The organism is Pseudomonas sp. Irchel 3F6, assembly GCF_900187595.1.
GTDB classification, from domain to species: Bacteria; Pseudomonadota; Gammaproteobacteria; order Pseudomonadales; family Pseudomonadaceae; genus Aquipseudomonas; species Aquipseudomonas siliginis.
In genome coordinates, this window is the sequence record NZ_FYDP01000002.1 from 651,147 (window position 1) to 672,469 (window position 21,323).

Below are 21,323 nucleotides of genomic sequence, written 5' to 3' on the forward strand. Positions count from 1 at the left end.
GGGGACTCAGGATCACGCAAGTGCCGTCGGCGAATTGTTCGACAACTTCGGCTGAGCGGTCGCCGGCTTAGAACAAATGAATCTCTTCGGTGCGCAAAGCGCGGTACTCGCCCAGTTTTAGCGCGTGATCGAGGGTCAGTTTGCCCATGGATTCGCGGTGCAGGCGCAGGACTTTGTTGTTGAAGAACCCGAACATGCGCTTGACCTGATGGTAGCGGCCTTCAACGATGCTCAACCGTGCCGAGCGTGGGCCGAGCAGCTCAAGCTGTGCCGGTTGCGTGGTCAGATCTTCGAAAGCGAAGTAGATGCCCTCGGCAAATTTCAGCGCGTAGCTCGGGTCGATGTCCTGTTCGGTTTCGACGTAATAGACCTTCGCCAGTTTGGTTTGCGGCTGCGTCAGGCGCCGCGACCAGGCGCCGTCATTGGTGATCAGCATCAGCCCGGTGGTGTTGAAATCCAGACGTCCGGCGATGTGCAGATCGTCCTTGTGCGGTTCATCGAGCAGGTCGAGCACGGTCGCATGCTGCGGATCGCGGGTGGCGCTGACGCAACCCGGCGGTTTGTGCAGCATGAAATAGCGCGCCGGTTTACCGCTTTGCAGCACCTCATCATCGACTTCGACCCGGCTGAATTCCAGTACGTCACTGTGCGGGTCGCTGACGACTTTTCCGTCAATCCGCACGCGCTTTTCCACCAGCAACAGGCGCACCTGCTGACGGTTGTAGCAGGGCAGATTGCTGAGGAAGCGGTCGACGCGCATGGTCAGAATTCAACGGACAAAGGGCCGCGCATCTTACGGGATCGGCCGCCGATCTGCTTGCAACTGCGCTTCGACCTGGGCGCAACGCGGGCACAGGCAGGCTTGATTGCGCAACTCGGCCGGCAGCGCTTCGAGCACTGCAGGGTCGATGGTCACGCCGTAGCACCAGCATTCGCGGTCGGCGGTGCGCGGGTCGGCGAGGCTGCAATCGTTGCGGGCGCCGCAGGCCGGGCATTGGTCGGGTTTGACGTCGTTATCAGGCATAGGTCGAGTGCGGCATTTCCATGCAGGTGCGGTTGCGCCCGGTTTGCTTGGCGCGGTACATCGCATGATCGGCCCGCGACAGCAGAGTGTGCAAGGTGTCATCGTGTTGCACGGTGGTGGCGCCGATGCTCACGGTCAGATGCAGGCTGTGGCCATCGTAAGCGTATTCGTGTTGTTCGACGTGCTGGCGGATTTTCTCGGCGATTTTCTGCCCGGTCTCGCCGTCGGTGTCTTTCAACAGAACGATGAACTCTTCACCGCCCCAGCGGCAGACGATATCGGCGTGACGCAGGCAACTTTGCAGGTCGCGGGCGAAACCGATCAATACCTGGTCGCCAGCCATGTGCCCGTAGGTGTCGTTCAAGGCTTTGAAGTGGTCGAGGTCGAGCAGCAACGCGGTCAGCGGCTTGGTTTCCCGCTGGGCCTCGTGCAGCGCTTGCGCAGCGAGGATGTCGAAGCCGCGTCGGTTCGGCAGTTCGGTCAGACTGTCGAGGGTGGCGTGCGCCTGGATCTTCGCCTGGAAGCGCTTGATCACCCGATTGAGCAGCGCCAGTACGATCAACGTCACCAACAGGCAGATCAGCAGATTGAGATACAGCGACTGGCGGATCTCGCTCAGCGCGCCGTCTTCGCGTTTATCGACGAACAGGTACCAGTTCAACTCGGGGATAAACCGCACGTTGAGAAAATGTCCCTGGCCGTGGGTGGAGTATTCGTAGCTGCCGCTGTGCGGCTTGGGCAACTGGCTGACCAGACTTTTCATGCTCTCCAGTTCGCCAAGACTCTGGCCGATGTGCGCGCCTTCCGGACCACCTTCTGCGCCGGTCAATACGAGGCGGCCGAAGGTGTCGACGAAGTACACGCTGCGTTGATAGCGCTGTTGATACTTGTCGATCAGCTTGATCACCGCGTCCACCGTCAGGCCCACGCCCGCCGCGCCGATGAAGCGGTTGTGGTAGTCGTAGACCTTGTAGTTGATGAAGAACGTCAGGTTGTCCTTGTTGGCCAGATCCGGGTCGACATTGATCTCGTACGGGTCCTGCATGTCGCGCACGCGGAAGTACCAGGTGTCGCGCGGCTCATCGACTTTGACCTGCTTGAGCACGCCTTGGCGTGGTAGTAGGTGAGCGTGGCATTGGAAACGAAGAACGCCGTGTAGGCGCCGTAATGGGTCATGACCTCGTCGAGATAGCGGGTCATCTGCTCGGGATTCTGTTCGCCATTGACCACCCAGTCGCGCATGAACGTGTCACGGGACATCATTGAGGAAATCAGGATCGGCCGGACCAGGTCTTTCTGAATTTCCGAATAGACCGTATCGGAGGTCAGTGGCAGTTCGGTGTTGACGATGTTGTCGCGGATCGACGCGCGGGAGGCGAAATAGCTCAACAGCGAGGTGGCGAGAAAGCCGGCGCCGAGCAGGGCGACCAACGTGAGCACCAGTGAACGTTGCGAGTACAAGGGAGAACGAAGCGGCATGGCAGATCCGTTGGCAGTGGCCCGATGGGATGCATTCTAGTGGCACTGCGCGCAAATAACTGCTCCCTGTGCGGCGTGAATGGTCGTTCCTTTATTCGGGGGTGGTGCGCCAGAACCTGTGGGAGCGAGCCTGCTCGCGAAAGCGGTGGGTCAGCCACATCAATGTTGAATGACATACCGCATTCGCGAGCAGGCTCGCTCCCACAGGGCGACAGATTCAGGCCAGGGTTTTGAGGTATGCCCGCCATCCCCCCAAATGACTGATATCCACCGCACCCTCCAGGCCATACGGCTCGCAGATAAACCCGCTCTCCCAGCGCCCATCCGCCAGTTGCACCTTGCCCAACCCGAGCGGCGCCGGAATTCCGGTGAGAAACGAGCCCAGCTCGCTGCTCGGCAACTCCCAGACCTCCACGGCAATCGCCACGCCGCCGTCCTTGACCCGCACCATGCCCGGCCGCAATGGCGGGCCGCCGGCGAGGGCGTGCAGTCGATAGTCCGGCGAACTGAACGTGGTTTCCAGCAAACGCCCGCCACGCTGGGTCAGTTGCCAGTTCAGCGCCAGCCCTTGCAGATGCGCGCCACACACCACCAATCGAGCGCGGTCGTTGCGCGCAGCGTTCGTCGGAGCTGGCAGGGCGCTGTCCTGCTGGCGCTGCAAGGCATCGGCCACGCTTAACAGATACTGATCCGTAAACACCCGCCCGAACAACGTCACGCCCCACGGCAAACCATTGTCCATGAACGCGGTCGGCACGGCGACGGCGGCGTAGTCGAGCAGGTTCATGAAGTTGGTGTAATAACCGAGTTCGGAGTTGCGCAGCACCGGTTCCGCCTCAAGCTCGGCCAGGGTCACTGGACGGCCGATGGTCGGCGTCAGCACGCAGTCGAGATTTTCCAGGGCCTCGTCGCAGAGGGCCTTCAGCGCCTGCAATCGATATTGCGCGCGGAAGGTCTGCACGCCAGTCACTGCCGGAGCCTTGGCCAGCACCGCACGGATCACCGGCAGCACCGCTTCTGGGTTCTGCTCCAGCAGCTCACCGGCGACGCTGTAACGCTCGGCGACCCACGGCCCGTCGTAGAGCAGACGCGCCGCTTCGAGAAACGGCGACAGATCGAATTCGACTGCCTCGCCGCCCAAAGCCTTGAGCCGTTCGATGGCCGCTGCGAACAACTGTGGCCCCTCGTTGCAGCCGAAAAATTCAAGGTCCTGTGCCCGTGGCACGCCGAAGCGAAACGGCCGTGGCGCGCCAAATGCCGAGCCGTCATTCCAGGCCGGATTGCGTCGGCTGTACTCATCGCGAGGATCGTGTCTGGCCGTCAACGCCAGCAACTGACTGGCCTCGCGAGCAGTGGCGGTGAAGGTGGTTACGCAGTCCAGCGTGCGGCACGCCGGCAGCACGCCAGCGGTGGAAATCAGGCCTTTGCTCGCCTTCAATCCCACCAGATTATTCAGCGCCGCCGGCACCCGCCCGGAACCGGCGGTGTCAGTGCCCAAGGCAAAACTCGCCACACCCAGCGCTACCGCCAGCGATGAACCCGCACTGGAACCGCCGGACGGATACTCCGCCAGCACACTGTTCGGGCACGCGCCGTAGGGCGAGCGGCTGCCATTGAGTCCGGTGGCAAACTGATCGAGATTGGTCTTGCCCAGCGGAATCGCCCCCATCGCCAACAGTTGCTCGACGATGGTCGCCGACTGCTGCGGCACATAGGCGAACGCCGGGCACGCGGCTGTGGTGGAAATGCCGGCCAGATCGATGTTGTCCTTGATCGCGAATGGCACGCCATACAGCGGCAGACTGTCGAGGTCACGACCGTCGAGGGCGGCCAGATACGGCTCCAGTTCATCGACGCTCAGCAGGTGGATGAACAGGTGATAGTCGGGATTCAGCGCAGCGGCTTTTTCGCGCAGTTGCAGCAGCAGTTGGCGCGGTGTGGTGTCGCCATTGCGATAGGCCTGGCGCAGTGCATCGAGTTGCAGATTCATCGGTTGATCCTTATAAAAAATGGCTTCAGTCGAGTTCCAGCACCACCACCCGTTGTCCGGCGCGCACCGCCGAACCGGGTTGCACGCGGATCTCTCGCACCACACCGGCCAGCGGCGCGAGCACAGGGATTTCCATCTTCATCGACTCGAGAATCACCAGCACGTCGCCCGCCGCGACACGCTGGCCGGCCTCGACCTGCACCTGCCAGAGATTGCCGGCGATGTGGCTGTCGACGCTGTGTTCACCGTTTTCCAGTGGTGCTTCTTCGCTGGCGTCAGGCACGGCTTCTTCACTGTCGAAATGCGCCTGGCCGCTGGCGATCCAACGTTCGCGTTCAGCTTTGAACGCGCCCTGTTGCTGCGCACGGAAAGCGCTGATGCCCGCGGCTTCCTGACTGAGAAATGCCTGATAGTCGGCGAGGTTGAGTTGGCTGTGTTCGATGTTCAGATCAAAGCGCCCAAGGGGGAAATCGCGGCGAATGCGCAGCAGTTCTTCGGCGCTGACCGGGTAGAAACGGATCTGATCGAAGAAGCGCAGCAGCCACGGTTTGCCGTCGAACGCGGCGACTTCGCGATAGCGATTCCACATCTGCAGGGTGCGCCCGACAAACTGATAACCGCCCGGGCCTTCCATGCCGTACACGCACATGTAGGCGCCGCCGATGCCGACCGAATTCTCGGCGGTCCAGGTACGTGCCGGGTTGTACTTGGTGGTCACCAGACGATGACGCGGGTCGAGCGGCGTGGCCACCGGCGCGCCGAGATAGACGTCGCCAAGGCCCATCACCAGATAGCTCGCATCGAACACCGTGCGCTGCACTTCGTCGAGATTTGGCAGGTCGTTGATGCGCCGGATGAACTCCAGATTGCTCGGGCACCACGGCGCGTCCTTGCGCACGGTGGTCATGTATTTCTCGATCGCCAACTGACAGGCCGGGTCGTCCCACGACAGCGGCAAGTGCACGATGCGCGAAGGCACCTGCAAGTCCTTGGCGGCGCACACCGCGTCCCATTCGCCAGCGACGATGCCGAGCAGATCAGCCAGCGGCAGTTGCTCGGGCTGGTAGTGCACTTGCAGCGAGCGAATGCCCGGGGTGAGGTCGATCACCCCATGCAGGGCTTGGCTTTCCAGCGCCTGCATCAGCGCGTGGGCGCGAAAGCGCAGGACCAGATCAAGCTCCGGCGCGCCGATCTCCAGCAGTAAATGAGTGTCGCCAGAAACCCTCCCGACAAGCCGCCGATCCCCCTGACCCAACTCAAGAACCACAGGCGACACAATCCCTTGTGGGAGCTGGCTTGCCAGCGATGAAGTTGATGCGGTGTCAGATCGGGCACCATCGCTGGCAAGCCAGCTCCCACAGGGTGCATCCCATTTCAGGGCGAGATCGCGGGCGGTGCCGAGGTCGACGGGGATGAACTGAATTTTATCGCCCGCCTTGAGCTGCCCCAGCTGCCACAGGTCCGCCTCAATCACCGTCACCGGGCAGACAAACCCACCCAGGCTCGGGCCATCCGGGCCGAGAATCACCGGCATGTCGCCAGTGAAGTCCACCGCACCAATCGCATACGGATTGTCATGGATGTTCGACGGGTGCAGACCCGCTTCACCGCCATCCTCACGCACCCACTCAGGCTTCGGTCCGATCAGGCGCACGCCGGTGCGGCTGGAGTTGAAGTGCACTTCCCACTGGGTCGCGAAGAACGTGGCGATGTAGTTTTCGCTGAAGTATTCCGGCGCGCCGTGCGGACCGTAGATCACCCGGATCTGGCGCACGCTCGGCAGCGCAGTGATGTGCTGTTCGGCCAGTTGCTGGCCGGCGCTGCGCTCGGTCAATGCCGGCACATGCAACACGTCACCGGCCCTTAACGCCCGTCCGCCATGCCCGCCGAACTGGCCGAGAGTGAAGGTACTTTTGCTGCCCAGATAATCCGGCACCTGCACGCCGCCGCGCAGGCACAGATAACTGCGCGCGCCGGCGCCGCTGATGCTGCCCAGTTGCAATGTCGCGCCGGCCGGGACCAGCAGCGCGGTGTTCATCGGCACCGGTTCAGCGTCAAGGGTCAAGGCAATCGGCGCGCCGGTCACCGCGACCACCGCGTCACAATTGAAGCGCAGGATCGGCCCGCTCATGGTGATTTCCAGTGCGGCGGCGCCTTGTTCATTGCCGAGCAGGCGATTGCCCAGACGCAGCGCTCGGCTGTCCATCGGCCCCGAGGGTGGCACGCCGACGGCCCAGTAACCGAGGCGGCCGGGATAGTCCTGCACGCTGGTTTGCGTGCCGGCGCTGAGCACTTCGAAGGTGTTGGCGTGATAGAGCAGATTTTCCAGGCAACGGGTCCACGGCTGGCCGCTGGCGAATGGAGTATCGAGGAGAATCTGCCGCAGGTAATCGCGGTTGGTTTCCACGCCATACAGCAGGCTATCGCCCAGTGCCTGATGGAGTTCGGCGCGAGCCTGTTCGCGGCTCGGCGCCCAAGCGATGAGCTTGGCAATCATCGGGTCGAAATACGGCGGGATTTCCACACCGGCCTCGACCCAGGTGTCGATGCGCAACTCAACGCCGTTGGCTGGCGGAAACTGCACAGCGGTCAGCAGGCCCGGGCTTGGCTGAAAATCACGCCCCGGATCTTCCGCGTACAGACGTGCCTGAATCGCATGGCCCTGCGGTTCCAGGCCTTGATACAACTCGTTCAGCGGCGGCAGATCACCGGCGGCCAACTCGATCATCCAGCGCACCAGATCTACGTCCCACACCTGTTCGGTGACGCCGTGCTCGACCTGCAAGCGCGTGTTCACTTCGAGAAAATAGAAGCGCTGGGCCTCGCTGTCGAAGACGAATTCGACGGTGCCGGCGCTGCGGTAATTCACCGCTTGCGCCAGTTTGATCGCTGCCGCGCACAGCTCATCGGCCATGCCTTCGGGCAAGTTCGGCGCCGGGGTTTCTTCGAGGACTTTCTGGTTGCGCCGCTGCACCGAACAGTCGCGCACACCGAGAGCGATGACTTCACCGCAGCCGTCGCCGAACACTTGCACTTCCAGATGCCGCGCGCGTTCGATGTACTTCTCGATGAACACCCCGGCGTCGCTGAAGTTGTTCTGACCGAGGCGTTTCACCGCTTCGAATGATTCGCTCAATTCACTGGCGCTGCGGCACACGCGCATGCCGATGCCACCACCGCCAGCGGTGCTTTTCAGCATTACCGGGTAGCCGACCTGTTCGGCGGCGCTCAGCGCGCAATCGAGGCTGTCGAGCAGGTCGGTGCCTTCGAGCATGGGTACGCCGTGCTGTCTGGCTAATGCGCGAGCAGTGTGCTTGAGGCCGAACATCCGCAATTGCTCCGGCGTCGGCCCGATGAAGGCGATGCCCTGCGCTTCGCAGGCTTCGGCGAACGCTGCGTTTTCCGAGAGAAATCCGTAGCCGGGATGAATCGCCGTGGCACCGCTTTGTTTGGCGATCGCGAGGATTTTGTCGACCGCCAGATACGTCGCGGACGCCGAGCCTTCGCCGAGGCTGTGCGCTTCAGCGGCCTGGGAGATGTGCAGGCTGGCAGCATCGGCTTCTGAATACACGGCGACGCCTTGGGCCTTCAGCACGTTGATCGTGCGCAGGATGCGACAGGCAATCGCGCCACGGTTGGCGATCAGGATTTTTTCGAACATGGCATAACCCCTGAAGGGGGAGCGGGCCGTCCCGCTGTTTTTCGACAGACATCCGGGCCGTCCCGGATGGAAAAAACACACTTCACTCAAACCCACCACAAACTCCTGTGGGAGCTGGCTTGCCAGCGATGAGGTCGGCACATCCAACATTGTTGGTGACTGAAACACCGCAATCGCTGGCAAGCCAGCTCCCACAGGACTATCAGTGCCTTGAAGGTTTCAGGCACTGCCCGGAACGCGCCTGGCACAGGGCAAAAAGCCAACGGCGTAAACGGCTGATGGTCAGTTCCATACGAGCAACTCCGCCGGGGTCGGGTTGTAGGCATTGCACGGGTTGTTCAACTGCGGGCAGTTGGAAATCAGCACGATCACGTCCATCTCGGCGCGCAAGTCGACATACTTGCCCGGCGCCGAAATACCGTCCTCGAAAGTCAGCCCGCCGTCCGCCGTCACTGGCACGTTCATGAAGAAATTGATGTTCGGCCCGATGTCGCTCTTGCTCAATCGGCCGTCGTGGGCGCAGGCGCGCAGGTAGTTGTCGCGGCAGCTGTGCATGTAGCGTTTTTCCAGGGCGTAGCGCACGGTGTTGCTCTCTTGCGCGCAGGCGCCGCCGAGGGTGTCGTGGCGCCCGCAGGTGTCGGCAACGATGGTCAGCATCGGCTGGCCGAGGTTGGAATACAGCACGCTGCCGGTGCTCAGGTAGACGCTGTTCTGCCGGCGCAAGGTGCGTTGCACGTCGTAGCGTTCCTTCGGGTTGGCGAGGCTGTAGAACAAAGTGTCGACTGCCTGATTGCCTTCCAGATCGAGGATGCGCAGGGTCTGCCCGGCCTTGACCTCCATCAGCCAGGGCTCGCCGGCGGGAATGGTCGCGCGGTAGATCGCGCTGTCGGCTTGCTTGTGCGAAGTGGCGATTGCGAGTGACATGGCAGCGATCCTCAGGCGAACAAACGGTCGGTGTTGATAAAGCCGCGCTCGTTTTCCGGGCGCGAAGTGCGGCAGTGTTCGGCGACGCTGGCGTCGGCGTTCATCCAGCTCAGCTTCAGAGGTTTCGGGGCGTATTCGGGTGACGGGTCCATCGGATGTTGCAGGGCGGTGAGCACCACCAGGGTGTCCATCGGCGCGTACAACTCGATGTAGTCACCGGCCTTCGAATTGCCCTCGACGAAGTGGAAACGCCCGGCCTCATCGACGTTCACACGGCTGAACAGATTCAGGGTCATCAGCAGGTCGGACAGGCCCAGGCCCCACTTGCCGAGTTCCACCAGCAGGTTGTCGGTGCCATTGCGAAAGAAGCCGTTGCGCAATTCCTGGTAGCGGCCCTGACCGTACTTTTCGGCGACTTCCTGTGCGCAAAGCACACCGCCGAGGCTATCGCTCCAGCCGCAGGTGTCGGCGGTGATCGCGGCGAGCACGCGGCCCATGTCCGAGTACAGGCAGTGGCCGGCGGTGAGCTTGGCGGTGTGTTGGCATTTGAGGCTGTCGGGCAGGTTCAGCCGCTCGGTTTTTTCATTGGCATTAAGCAAGGTCAGGCTGACATTGGCGCCACCGCGCAGGTCGGTCAGGCGCAGCAATTGGCCGCGCTTGAGCACGAACGAACGGTGGCCGCCGCCCGGCAGCATTTCCTCAGCGAAGGGTGGGAAAAGTTGGATTGAATCAGTCATTGCAGCAGTCCTCTCAAGCAGTGCGAAGGGTGCCCGCCAGCGGCAGCGGCAGGGCCTCGACGGCGGCGCGCTGGGCGCGGCGGTCGCTGTTCAACGGGATGTCGTAAGTGATGCGGGCGCCATAGGCGCCGGGGGCGTGCGGGTCGAGGCGCACCTTGTCGAACACCAGCAGACGCGTGCCGAGGCTGAAGCCTTCGGACAGGTCGTGGGTGACCATGAACACCGTCAGTTGCGTCTCGCGCCACAGCTCCAGCAGCAGCGCGTGCATGTCTTTGCGAATGCCCGGGTCGAGTGCGCCGAAGGGCTCGTCGAGCAGCAACACGCGCGGCTTCATGATCAGCGCCTGGGCGATGGCCAAGCGTTGCTGCATGCCGCCGGACAGCTGCGCCGGGTACTTGTCCAGCGCATGGCCGAGGCCGACTTTGCTCAGCAGTGCTGCTGCCTGCTCGCGAGCCTCGCGTTTGGCGTTGCCGAACAGCCGACCAAGCAAGGGCGCGCGCGGCAATTCGAGACCGAGGGTGACGTTGTCGAGCACGCTCAGATGCGGGAACACCGAGTAGCGCTGAAAGACCACGCCACGGCTGGCATCCGGCTCGCTGGCCAAGGGCTGGCCGTCGAGCAGAATCTCCCCGCGACTGGCGCTTTCCTGGCCGAGCAGCAGGCGCAGGAAGGTCGATTTGCCGCAACCGGAGGCGCCGACCAAGGTGCAGAACTCGCCCTCGTTGACGCTCAGGTTCAAGCCTTCCAGCACCACTTGATCGGCGTACTGCTGCCAGACGTTTTTTACTGTGATGAAGCTCATTTCGCCGCTCCCTCATACCAAGGGAAAGCGCGCTGGGTCAGCTGCTTCAAGCCCCAGTCCATCAGCCAGGCGAGCAGGGTGATCCACACCACATAGGGCAGGATCACATCCATGGCGAGGTAGCGCCGCACCAGAAAGATCCGGTAGCCGAGGCCGTCGGTGGAGGCGATCGCTTCGGCGGCAATCAGGAACAGCCACGCCGAACCGAGCATCAAGCGCAGCGAGATCAGCAAGCGCGGCAACAGCTGCGGCAAGACCACGCGCAGCATCAGCGTCCAGGTCGAGGCGCCGAGGGTCTGCGCCTTGATCAGCAGTTCGACCGGAATGTCGCGGGCACGCTGTTCCAGATCCCGGGCCAACGCCGGGGTGATGCCGATGACGATCAGCATGACTTTCGACAACTCGCCCAGCCCGAAGACGATGAACAAAATCGGCAGGATCGCCAGCGGCGGCACCATCGACAGCACCGTCAGCAGCGGCGACAACGGCGCGCCGAACAGCGGCAGGGTGCCCGCCGCAATACCCAGGCAAAGACCCGCCAGCGCTGCGATGCCGAGGCCGATAGCCAAGCGCCGCAGACTCGACGCGGTGTCTTGCCACAACAGATATTCGCCGGTGCGGCTGTCGGCGTTGAAGGCCAGGCGTTTTACCGCGTCGCTCATCTGCACGGCGCTGGGCAGCAGTTTGTCGTTGGGGTTGTCCGCCAGGCGCTCGGCCGAGCCTGTGAAGTAGGCGAACAGCACGAGCGCGAACGGCAGGATCACCAATAACAGGCGACTCGGGCGATCGGGGTGGCGATTGATCAGGCGCATGGCCAAATCCTCCGTGGCTTACAGCTTGGCGTCGGCGGCCATCTGCACGTAGGTCGGATCGAAGCGCAGCTTGAGATTGGCGGTGTCGCCGCTGGTCACGCCGTTGGCGAAGGACATGCCGACCGCGCTCGGGTCCTTCGCGCCTTCGCCGAGCAGACCATGCTCGAAGGAGAATTCGGCGACCTTGCGCATGGTGTCCGGCAGTTGTTTGCTGGTGGCGAAATTCAGCGCTTCGCTCGGCGTGGCGAACAGTTTTGTGGTGTCCAGTTGCGCCTGGAAGCCGGCGAGATCAGTTCCCGAGGCCTTGGCCATGTGCTCCAGCGCAGCTTTGCTCGCGGCACTTTTCGCGTTCATCAAAGCGACCACTTCGAACCACGCCCCGGTCAGCGCTTTGCCCAGCGCCGGGTTGTCTTTGAGGGTGGCGCTGTTGACCACCATCATGTCCATGATCTCGCCGGGGATCTGGCTGGAATTGAACACTTCGGTGACGCCGGGTTTGGCTTTGATATCCGAGAGCATCGGGTTCCAGGTGGTCACGGCGTTGACGTCGTCGGTGTTGAACGCGGCGGCAATGTCGGCGTCGGAGGTGTTGACCACTTTCAGGTCTTTCTCGGTCAGGTCCACCGAGTCCAGTGCCCGGGCCAGCAGGTAATGGGAGACCGACAGCTCGACCAGATTGACGTCCATGCCCTTGAGGTCGGCAACTTTCTTGCCTTCACCCTTGAGCACGATGCCATCGTTGCCGTTGGAGAAATCGCTGACGATCAGCGCGGTGCTGTCGACACCACCGGCAGCCGGAATGGTCAGCGCATCCATGTTGGTCATGGTGCAGCCGTCGAACTGGCCGGCGGTGTACTGGTTGATCGATTCGACGTAGTCGTTGAGCTGCACGACGTCGATCTTGATCCCGTATTTCTTCGCCCATTTGTCGACGATGCCCTGGCTGCCGGCGTATTCCCATGGCATCCAGCCGGCGTAGATCGTCCAGCACACGCTGAAGTGGTCTTTCTGGGCGGCGGAAGATTGCGTGCTGATGAGCGCGGCGAAGGCGGCGGCGAGCAGGGCGGGGAAACGTAGTCGGATCATTGCGGATTCTCCAGTTGATCGAGGGCGGACAGGAAGGCAACGCGGCACCGCGAACGGTGGCTTGTCTCCCGGGCTTTTGTCCCGCCGTGTAACCTCAACTGGAGGTCGCCAACTCTCGGACCAGCCACTCGCGATTGCGAGCCGGAACCCTAGTCAGCCATTGCAAATTGTGGTGCCGCGAACCTGTGATGACTCCTGCACGGGTTTGCTAAAGCGAGAGACGTGCCAAGTCGGGCCGAGGCCTCTGCGGCGGGGATCTGCTGGATTGCCGAGGTGAGCGGGGCGAGCGACAGCGCATCGTGGTGGTGCGTGGTTGCACCGTCATGCAGCGTGTTCAGGGTTCACGGGGCGTTGATTTGCGGATTAACAAGATTTCATGATCACTTGTTTCAACTTGTTGCAGGAACGCACCAGATTCCGAAACCGCTGTCTGATTCTTCGACAGTCACGCAATTGCTGACGGTCGCCTGCCAGCGTCGCTGGTGTGGCCAACCCGCGGTCCAGGAGGCCGCCATGTATCGCCGAATCGTACTGCTTGCCGTGATGCTTTTTTCCCTTGGCGGATGCGTTCCTTATTCCTATGGAGACAGCTACTACAGGTCAGAGGTCTACACATCACCCGCACCGGCCTATTACAGCGGTGGCGGCTCCTATTACCGCAGCGGCGGCACCTATTACACCCAGCCGCGCTACTACCAGCCAGCGCCGCGTTACTACCAGCAACCGCGTTATTACCAGGCGCCACGGCACTACCAACCGGCCCCGCGTTACTACGAAAGCCGGCGCTGGCACGGCAATGATCGCGGACGCTGGGACGGCCACCGTCGCGGCGGTTGGGATAATGACCACCGCGGTCGCGGCAACTATGATCGTCACAGCGGTCGCCGTGACTACAACGGCCGTGGCAACCGCTGGTAAATCTCTGCAATGAACAAGCGGCGCATCAAGCGCCGCTTTTTTTTGCCCGGCGAAAAGTTGTTCCGTTGGCCATCTCCTAGGAGATTCCCGGAAGCGTCCTACAGTTTCATTTCGTGGCGTTTGTTAGCGTTCGTGGATGCCGAACGAGGCGAGCAATCCTCAGCTCGATAGCGGCGAAAAATGGACGTTCAGCGCTATGAAGCTTCTGGTTATTCACCAAAATTTTCCCGGTCAGTTCCGTCATGTGGTGCTGGCGGCGCTGGAGCGCGGTGATGAGGTTGTGGCGATAGGTCGGGACACTGCACCGGGCGTCGCCGGTGTGGAAATCCATCGATATCGAGCGACCAGCCGAGCGCCCGGCAATATTCACCCGTATCTGATCCGCTACGAACAAGCGGTGATCGACGGGCAGAAGGTTTTTGAAATCCTGGGCAGGCTGAAACGTTCGGGCTATCAGCCAGACGTGATTCTTGCTCATCCCGGATGGGGAGAGACGCTGTTTGCCAAGGACGTCTATGCCGATACGCCGCTGATTCACTATTGCGAGTATTACTATCGAGCGCAGGGCGCCGATTGCGGGTTCGACCCTGAACTCCGCCGAGCCGCAAGGGAGTCGTCACGGCTGCGAGTGCTCAACTCGCTGCATCTGTTGAATATTCAACAATGCGATATCGCAATCGCGCCTACGCAGTGGCAGCGCAGCCTGTTTCCGGCCGTTTACCGGTCGGCGATTCGGGTCATTCACGAAGGTGTGATTCAACGTGCTGACTTGGCGAAAGTGGGGGCAGTCAGACTGCCCAATGGAATCGAGCTCAAAGCCGGACAGCCGATCGTTACCTATGTCGCCAGAAACCTTGAGCCTTATCGCGGCTTTCACAGTTTCATGCGAGCGATCCCGCTTATTCAGGCCGAGTGTCCAGATGCGCAGATCATCGTGGTTGGCGGTGACGGTGTCAGTTATGGGAGTAAGCCGGTCGGGTACCCGGATTGGCGCAGCAGGATGGAGGCGGAGGTCAGTTTCGATCACTCCAGAGTGCATTTCACAGGGAAACTTCCCTACCAGACTTATCGAGCGGTACTGCAGTGTTCGAAAGTTCATGTCTATTTGACGTATCCGTTTGTCTTGTCGTGGTCGTTACTGGAGGCGATGGCGTCCGGTTGTGTGGTTGTTGCGTCGGATACGGCTCCGGTAAGGGAAGTCATTGTCGAGGGGGCGAATGGCATATTGGTGGATTTCTTCGACCATCAAGAAATTGCCAGAAGTGTATGCAAGGTTTTGAAGTCGGCAGGTGAGTACGATGGTCTTGCCAGCGCCGCGAAGTTGACGGCAGGTCGGTTCAGTGTGGAATCGGGCGTGAGCCAATATTTTGAGGTTTTTGCAAGCGCGATATCCGGGCATAGCGACATACCAACCGTTCCGCAGTTTGAGCGGGAGGTTTGAAATGTCCAGGAAGTCGCGTAAGCAGGCGATCAAGTGGTTTAAAAGGTTGTTGAAGTATGGATTGTTCTTTTATGTCTGTTACTGCGTAGCGGAATTTTATATTCGCAAAGAACAAACTGCCGAGTCGGCGGCTATTCACCAGGCAAACGAGAAAGCTTGCCAGAACAAGCTGGCGAGCATGCAGCAAGTGCCGATATTAGGCGGCGCCTATATAGATAAGACGCTAGTCCCTGAGTTTTATGTAGGCATGCCTGAAATGGTGAACAAGAAAGCGTGTCTGGCGATTGCTCTGAAGGGGCTTTTCTGGTGGACCGGGACGGGGCTGCACCGGTACCAGGATCAGCGCGCAGAGTCGATCCCCAAAAGTTGGCGGCTCTATAAATTGAACGCCGGACTTTTTACCAGGAAAGAAACCACCGAACCCCATGAGCGGGGTTATCGGCACGTCAACTGGCCGGATGAGTTGATTGTGAAACTAAAGAATTATCCGGGGCTGGAGATTTGGCTCGATGCACCTCCACCGCATTTCAAGAATCAAGATTCGGTTAGAACGTTTGTCATTACTGGCTGGCCGCGGCGAGATGGAACCCCTCGGTTGATCAACTGTGACGGCTTGATTCGCCCGGCTTCGGAGGAAAAGCTGACTGACGAGAAACTGGCAAGGTTCAGCAGAACTGAATTGGAAAATCTTGATTTCGGCAAACTGAATTTCTTCTGCGCTATCAATCTGGATAACTTCGACTTCGCTGGTGGGCACGGTGGCGTAAAACTCGGATTAGCGTCATTACGCGAAGCACCTGAGATGCTCAAGTATCTCAGTGGTTATCTTTCACGGGCTGTTATTACAAGGAAGTAACAATGAGTTATGTTTTTAGCGACATGGAAAAATCAGAGATTTTCAACGCGGCTAATATTTGCAAAGGAATGAGGCTGAGCTCAAAACAAATTCAGTACGATGCGCTGAAAATAGCAGGGGCAAGCTGCGCCCCCCTGTACCAAAAGCTATTCGACATTATTGGTGAAAAAGTTTCTGACGTTGTAACTGCCGATAAGGAGGCTGGAGAGGTGCTGAAAAGCGCCAGACTCTGGCTTGCCGTGGCCATTGATGCCAACGGTGGAAACGGTGCCTACTCTGCCCTGATTCGTGGTTACACCTCACGCCAGGGTGAACTCAGACTGAATACTATTTTCAGTGAAGACCTGATGCAGCTTTCATCCAACCAGGTTGCCGTCAACTTCATCAATACCCTGATCAACGGATCCCTTGCCGCTCAACTGGCACCGTGGACGGTTCCGTCAATCAGCCAGATCGCAGAAATCGACGCCAGCGCGATTGGCGAGGCGCTGTTCAAGGAGGTTTGCGGGGAGGACGATACCGCCGTGAAACGCAATGCCGGCTGGTCTGGAACAGTCGGATTTAGCCTGCTGGGCGGTAAACCTCCCTATGAAACGTGGAGACTGATCTCTGCTGGCGACCCGAATGCGGAAGATGACGGCCCACCCACTCAGGCAAAACCCAACCGGCTCGACGACTATAAAAACATTCTCTTCGCCATCGACGCCTACAGCGTCGGCCTGCGAGCGGCGATCAGCAGTTTCGGCATCAATCCACTGCAAAGTCTGCTCTCGGTCGTACCCGAGCAAATCAATATCGCGCTGGCCAGTGGCAGTGTGAATCCGCTGATTCAGCATGTAGTCAAAGGCACACCTGTTGCCGCCGTGGTCGAGCTGATCTTGCGCTACGGCCAGAACGAATTTCTCGACATGTTCAAGCGCACTTACGACGGCGATTCTGCTGCCATACCCACTACCAACGACACCTTCGCCAGCAACGCTTACGCCTTCTTCTCGGCATTCTCCCCAGAGCAGTCGCAAAGCATCGTCACCCGAACAATAGGCGAGTTCGGCAATGCCAATGCATGGGCGAAACTGGCAGGCGAGGCGACGCCGCTCGGTCTGGCGTTGCGCAACTCTTTGCAGCAACTCAGTGAAGTCGTCATAGAGCGAGCCGACGGTTATCCCGACCGCAACCTCGAGCTTTACGATCCGCACACTGGCGAAGGCTTTATCACCGCGCAGTGGCTGGCGGACCGTGCGCAGATGCTCGCCCGTTTGATTGCCCGAACCCAAGGCTCGTTTGGAGAACACTCGCTGCAGCAGTTTTCCTACTCCGATCTCGCCTCCGGCAAACAGGCGCCGATGACCACCGGAGTGCTGAACTCGTTGGCCATGTTCGGTGATGACGGCGGGCGGTCTTTCGCTGGTGGCGCCAATGCCGATCATCTGTATGGCGGCGTGGGCAATGACTCCATCGATGGGATGGCCGGTCACGATGTCATTGAAGGCGGTCGCGGTAACGACTTGCTAACCGGAGGTGACGGCAATGATGAGTTGTACGGGATGGCCGGTGACGATGTTCTGATCGGAGGAAAGGGTAACGATTCTTTGATCGGGGGCGAAGGCAACGACCGTTATGAGTTCGCCAGCGGCGATGGCCTCGACGAGATTCTTGATGCCAACGCCGATGGGCAGCTGTGGATCAACGGCGCACCGATTCCCGCACTCAAACGCCGCGCGCCTCTGAGCAACATCTGGTCTACCGAGGATCGGTCCATCACCCTGGCGCTTGTTGAAAACACCCTCAACATCAAATACGGCCAGGGCGATCTGGTGGTGATCAAAAACTTCCAGCCCGGGATGCTTGGCATCCGCCTCCCTGAATACGAGGGGCAGCCGCTCACTGCTGCGGATTTGACGCTTCAGGGCGACTGGAAAGCCAAAGACGCCGATCCCACTGTCCCCGGCGATCAGCCCTCCTTTGATGAACTGGGCAACGTGGTGCTGCTGCCCAAGGTCAAACAGCGCAACAAGGCCGACGTACTTTACGGTTCCGCCGCAGACGACGTCATTCTCGGCCTGGGTGGTTCTGATCGATTGTTTGGCAAGGCTGGAGACGATCGGTTATTCGGCGACAAGCAGACGACGCTCGAAAACGCTATGGCCGACGGTGACGCCAGGGGCAAGGCGAATCGCGGAGACTGGCTCGACGGCGGGCAAGGTGACGATTTGCTTATCGGTACGGCATCCCGAGATGTTCTGCTCGGTGGCAATGATCGGGATACCTTGATCGGCGGTGCTGGCGACGATGTGTTATCCGGAGACGAAACCACCGGTGCGCTGGAGCAGGGTTGGGCGGTCAAACACGCTACCGTCACTATTGCTGGCGGTGTCACCAGTCACCGAACGGTCTTTTCAAAGGCCTCGATAAACAGTGCCTCCGAGGGCGGTGACGACGTGCTGTACGGTCAGGGTGGCAAGGACTTTATCGATGGCGGCTGGGGGGAGGACCTGCTTGACGGCGGAGCTGACGACGATTTTCTCAAAGGCAATCAAGGTAACGACACCCTGGCCGGTGGCAGCGGCAACGACGTGATGCTTGGTGACAACCTCGATTGGGGCGGTGGCCTGCCCAGCAGACACCATGGCAACGATGTGCTGGACGGCGGCAGTGGTGATGATTCACTCGGCGGTAACGGTGGCAGCGACGCTTTGTATGGCGGCCCTGGCAACGACATTTTGCAGGGTGATGACGGCGTACTGGACGGCGTCGAAGGCGATGCCGCGCATTTTTTTGGCGATGATCTGCTGGACGGTGGCTCCGGTGATGACACGCTCTGGGGCGGCGGTGGCGATGATTTGCTCTTCGGCGGCGAAGGCCATGACGATCTGATCGGCGACAGCCCTGACCATCCGGTTCGTTATCACGGCAACGACTTTCTCGATGGCGGCGCGGGGAATGACACCCTGCGCGGCATGGGTGGCGCGGATACGCTGGTGGGTGGTGCAGGGGCTGATTTCCTCGATGGCGATGTGTCTGACCTGCAACCGGGCGGGAGCAACAACGACGTGCTTCAGGGCGGCGAAGGAAACGATACGTTACAGGGTGGTTTCGGTGCCGACACGCTGTACGGCGGCGCGGGTGACGACATCCTTGCCGGCGATTACGAAAACAGCGCTGAGGCCGAGCAGAATGCCGATTATCTGCACGGTGGCTCAGGTAACGACACGTTGCTCGGTGGCGTCGGCAACGACACATTGCTGGGCGGAGAGGGGACGGACTACCTTCGCGGCGATTCTGGCGACAACGTGTTTGATGGCGGTCCAGGTGCTGACGTGCTGGATGGCATGGATGGCGCCGACATCTACTATTTCGGCGCTGGCGACGGCCTGGATATCGTCACCGATGCCGGCGGCCGCAACATCATCAGGTTCGGTGCAGGGTTTTGCGCGCAAAGCCTGAAGGCCGACGTTATCGAAGTTACCGTCGGCACGGTTTTGCGACTGGCCAATGGCACGGGCGACGCGATACTCATCAAGAATCACGAGCGGTGGAAGGATTCCACATTCAGTTTCAGCGATGGTGTTGTACTGGGTTATGAGGATGTCCTGCGCAAAACATTGCCACCGATAGAGACGGCCGAATCACCCGTACCAGAACCTGTCACCGCCCCGGCAACCCCTGAAAGCAAAGTTGCGGATCCGGTTAAGCCAGACGATGTCACCGCTGCGGCGCAAGGCCTGGTGGCATCTGTTCAAGCGGTCAACTGGACCGATGAGTTCCTCGCGCAAATCAAGTCAAAACGCTCCGCCCGCAGACACGCCACAGGTTTTACCTTGAATGAGGAAGGCGTCTGGGTTCGCAGCCATATCACTACCAGCGACACCGGTTACACCACTCACACCGAGCTGATCGATGGCAGCGTCGAAGCGGGGACACTGTCTGAAACGCCGCCATGGATGAAGGTTGATGCAGGGCACGCCGTGGTCAGTGAAAGGCAGTCGACAACCACAACCCGTGTCGAAAATAAACAGGTGAAATCCGAGGGAGCGACAGCCTCTTCAAGTCAGGCGCCTCGCTATTATCGATCCGGCTCGGCCAACGGGTTTTCATTCAATTCGGGCGACGTATTGGTTGAGGACCGAAAGGAATCCGGCGCGCTTGAAGGCTGGTACGTCTATCCGGCGGCAAGCTTCAGTTCGGGCGCAACAGTGCCCAAGGCGTTTCGCTGGGATGTCACAACTGAAACGATCAAACGCAAAATCGTCCATGGCGACGATGCCGGCGGGCGAGTCAACGTCGAAGTGGAAAACGTTTTCCACGGCGGCGCGGGTGATGATCTGATCGTCGCTTATGCAGGCTCCCCACTTGACTACGGCACTGTCGGCGACAGAACACCGGGCGCGTTTTTATCCGCAGGTGCAGGTGACGATACCTTGCTGGGCGCCGAGGGCGCCGACTATCTGGTCAGCGGGGCAGGGGATGACTGGCTTTACGGCGAAGGCGGTGCCGACACCTACATCGTGCAAGCGCACGCCGCAGCGACCACCACGATTGCGGATGTGCCGAACCCTGTTTTCCACCGCGCAGAAGTTGGCGCAGCGGAGTGGAAAGACGAGTACGGCCTGATCGATGAGGACACGGTCGTTCTTCCAGCAGATGCGCAGCGCGATGCACTGCAATTGAGCTGGAGTGCTGCGCTGATAGAGACCACCCATGTCGAGCTGGAGCCCAACCCGGATCGCGCGGCTTACCGCAACCCGCCGAGAGCGAAAATGCTTCATCCGACACTCGATATCCAATGGGGCGGGACACAGAAAGTCCGCATCGTCTGGCCCCACAGCGGTGAACTTGAGGGCGCCGGTATTGAGCTCGTCAAGTTCGCCGATGGGTCGGTCGCAAGTTTGAAGCAGCTCCTGGAATCAAGTCAGCTGGGACCTGCGCCCGAGACTTTTCATACGGGTGTCATCGTCAACCATCCCACCCGTTCAACCTCCCTGCGAGACGGACGAGCGCTGCCACTCGTAGGCGGTCGTGGCAACGACACGATAAGCGGCGCGGGGGAGATCCGAGGCATGCACGGGGATGACGTGCTCACGGGCAGCCTCGGTGACGACCTGCTGGTGGGTGGGCCGGGCAATGACACGCTAACCGGCGGCGCTGGAAATGATCTCTACCGATACGATGGCCTCAGCAGAGACGTGATCATCAACAACGGAGGCGGACAGGATGGAATCGATTTTTCCGAACGCAGGCTGACGATCGACAACCTGAGGTTTCATCGTGAGCGCGATGATCTGGTGATTGTGGTGGATTACGGCATGGCGCCGAAAATCCGGGTTTCCAGTCATTTTGCCGCAGGTGAAAGCGCTATTGGCTTCATAAGAGTCAGCGAAGGAACAGCGACTCAAGACTACAGCGCAAGGCAAATTGCTGAACGTCTGCACCCGCTTCCGCCACTGAGGGATGTCGAGGATATTTTGATAAAGGGCGACGATGAAGCGCAGCGGGCCATAAAGGAAATCATTGAGTTCTACGAACTGAATGTCTGACAAGATGACCGATTGAGCCGGCCCGCGATGGCAATCCAGTCGCCATCGCGGGCCTCGCG

13 protein-coding genes, 1 pseudogene and 1 riboswitch are annotated in these 21,323 nt (G+C 60.4%); of the genes and pseudogenes, 4 read left to right on the forward strand and 10 right to left on the reverse strand.

The window, feature by feature from the left end; translation table 11 throughout:
* Nucleotides 1-67 precede the first annotated feature (67 nt).
* The 10 genes and pseudogenes from CKW30_RS09010 to CKW30_RS09060 all read right to left on the reverse strand — a co-directional run bounded on the left by CKW30_RS09010 (nt 68) and on the right by CKW30_RS09060 (nt 12,515).
* Nucleotides 68-760, reverse strand: coding sequence for a pseudouridine synthase (locus CKW30_RS09010; protein WP_095180588.1), 693 nt, complete (start codon nt 758-760; stop codon nt 68-70).
* A gap of 33 nt (nt 761-793) precedes the next feature.
* Nucleotides 794-1,024: a cysteine-rich CWC family protein gene (locus CKW30_RS09015; RefSeq protein WP_056783484.1), complete on the reverse strand. Its 231-nt coding sequence runs from the start codon at nt 1,022-1,024 to the stop codon at nt 794-796.
* Nucleotides 1,017-2,503, reverse strand: a pseudogene (locus CKW30_RS09020) (diguanylate cyclase). Before CKW30_RS09020 ends, CKW30_RS09015 begins: the two are co-directional and overlap by 8 nt.
* Before the next feature lie 217 nt (nt 2,504-2,720).
* Complete coding sequence (atzF, locus tag CKW30_RS09030; protein ID WP_095180590.1) at nt 2,721-4,493, reverse strand: allophanate hydrolase; 1,773 nt, start codon at nt 4,491-4,493, stop codon at nt 2,721-2,723.
* A gap of 25 nt (nt 4,494-4,518) precedes the next feature.
* Nucleotides 4,519-8,154, reverse strand: a complete 3,636-nt coding sequence (gene uca, locus CKW30_RS09035) for an urea carboxylase (RefSeq protein WP_095180591.1) — start codon at nt 8,152-8,154, stop codon at nt 4,519-4,521.
* Between the two features lie 282 nt (nt 8,155-8,436).
* The gene (locus CKW30_RS09040) at nt 8,437-9,078 is read right to left on the reverse strand and encodes an urea amidolyase associated protein UAAP2 (protein WP_016771291.1); all 642 of its coding nucleotides are present in this window, start codon (nt 9,076-9,078) and stop codon (nt 8,437-8,439) included.
* A gap of 11 nt (nt 9,079-9,089) precedes the next feature.
* A complete protein-coding gene (locus CKW30_RS09045; RefSeq protein ID WP_016771290.1) occupies nt 9,090-9,815 on the reverse strand; it encodes an urea amidolyase associated protein UAAP1 in 726 nt (241 codons plus the stop codon).
* 13 nt (nt 9,816-9,828) lie between these two features.
* Nucleotides 9,829-10,617 carry an ABC transporter ATP-binding protein gene (locus tag CKW30_RS09050; protein WP_095180592.1) on the reverse strand — a complete coding sequence of 263 codons (789 nt, stop codon included), beginning with the start codon at nt 10,615-10,617 and terminating at the stop codon, nt 9,829-9,831.
* Nucleotides 10,614-11,429 carry an ABC transporter permease gene (locus tag CKW30_RS09055; RefSeq protein ID WP_024011982.1) on the reverse strand — a complete coding sequence of 272 codons (816 nt, stop codon included), beginning with the start codon at nt 11,427-11,429 and terminating at the stop codon, nt 10,614-10,616. The genes CKW30_RS09050 and CKW30_RS09055 overlap by 4 nt, the downstream gene beginning before the upstream one ends.
* Nucleotides 11,430-11,447: 18 nt before the next feature.
* Nucleotides 11,448-12,515: a putative urea ABC transporter substrate-binding protein gene (locus CKW30_RS09060; RefSeq protein ID WP_095180593.1), complete on the reverse strand. Its 1,068-nt coding sequence runs from the start codon at nt 12,513-12,515 to the stop codon at nt 11,448-11,450.
* A 63-nt stretch (nt 12,516-12,578) separates the two neighbouring features.
* A riboswitch (guanidine-I (ykkC/yxkD leader) is annotated at nt 12,579-12,679 on the reverse strand.
* Nucleotides 12,680-13,028: 349 nt separating this feature from the next.
* Between CKW30_RS09060 and CKW30_RS09070 the strand changes: the two genes are divergently transcribed.
* From CKW30_RS09070 to CKW30_RS27755, 4 genes are all read left to right on the forward strand, one after another.
* Nucleotides 13,029-13,433, forward strand: coding sequence for a hypothetical protein (locus CKW30_RS09070; RefSeq protein WP_039760873.1), 405 nt, complete (start codon nt 13,029-13,031; stop codon nt 13,431-13,433).
* 196 nt (nt 13,434-13,629) lie between these two features.
* On the forward strand, nt 13,630-14,874 hold the full coding sequence (locus tag CKW30_RS09075) for a glycosyltransferase family 4 protein (protein ID WP_095180866.1): 1,245 nt from the start codon (nt 13,630-13,632) through the stop codon (nt 14,872-14,874).
* Nucleotide 14,875: 1 nt separating this feature from the next.
* The gene (locus tag CKW30_RS09080; protein WP_095180594.1) at nt 14,876-15,730 is read left to right on the forward strand and encodes a hypothetical protein; all 855 of its coding nucleotides are present in this window, start codon (nt 14,876-14,878) and stop codon (nt 15,728-15,730) included.
* Between the two features lie 2 nt (nt 15,731-15,732).
* On the forward strand, nt 15,733-21,264 hold the full coding sequence (locus CKW30_RS27755; RefSeq protein WP_095180595.1) for a calcium-binding protein: 5,532 nt from the start codon (nt 15,733-15,735) through the stop codon (nt 21,262-21,264).
* Nucleotides 21,265-21,323 lie beyond the last annotated feature (59 nt).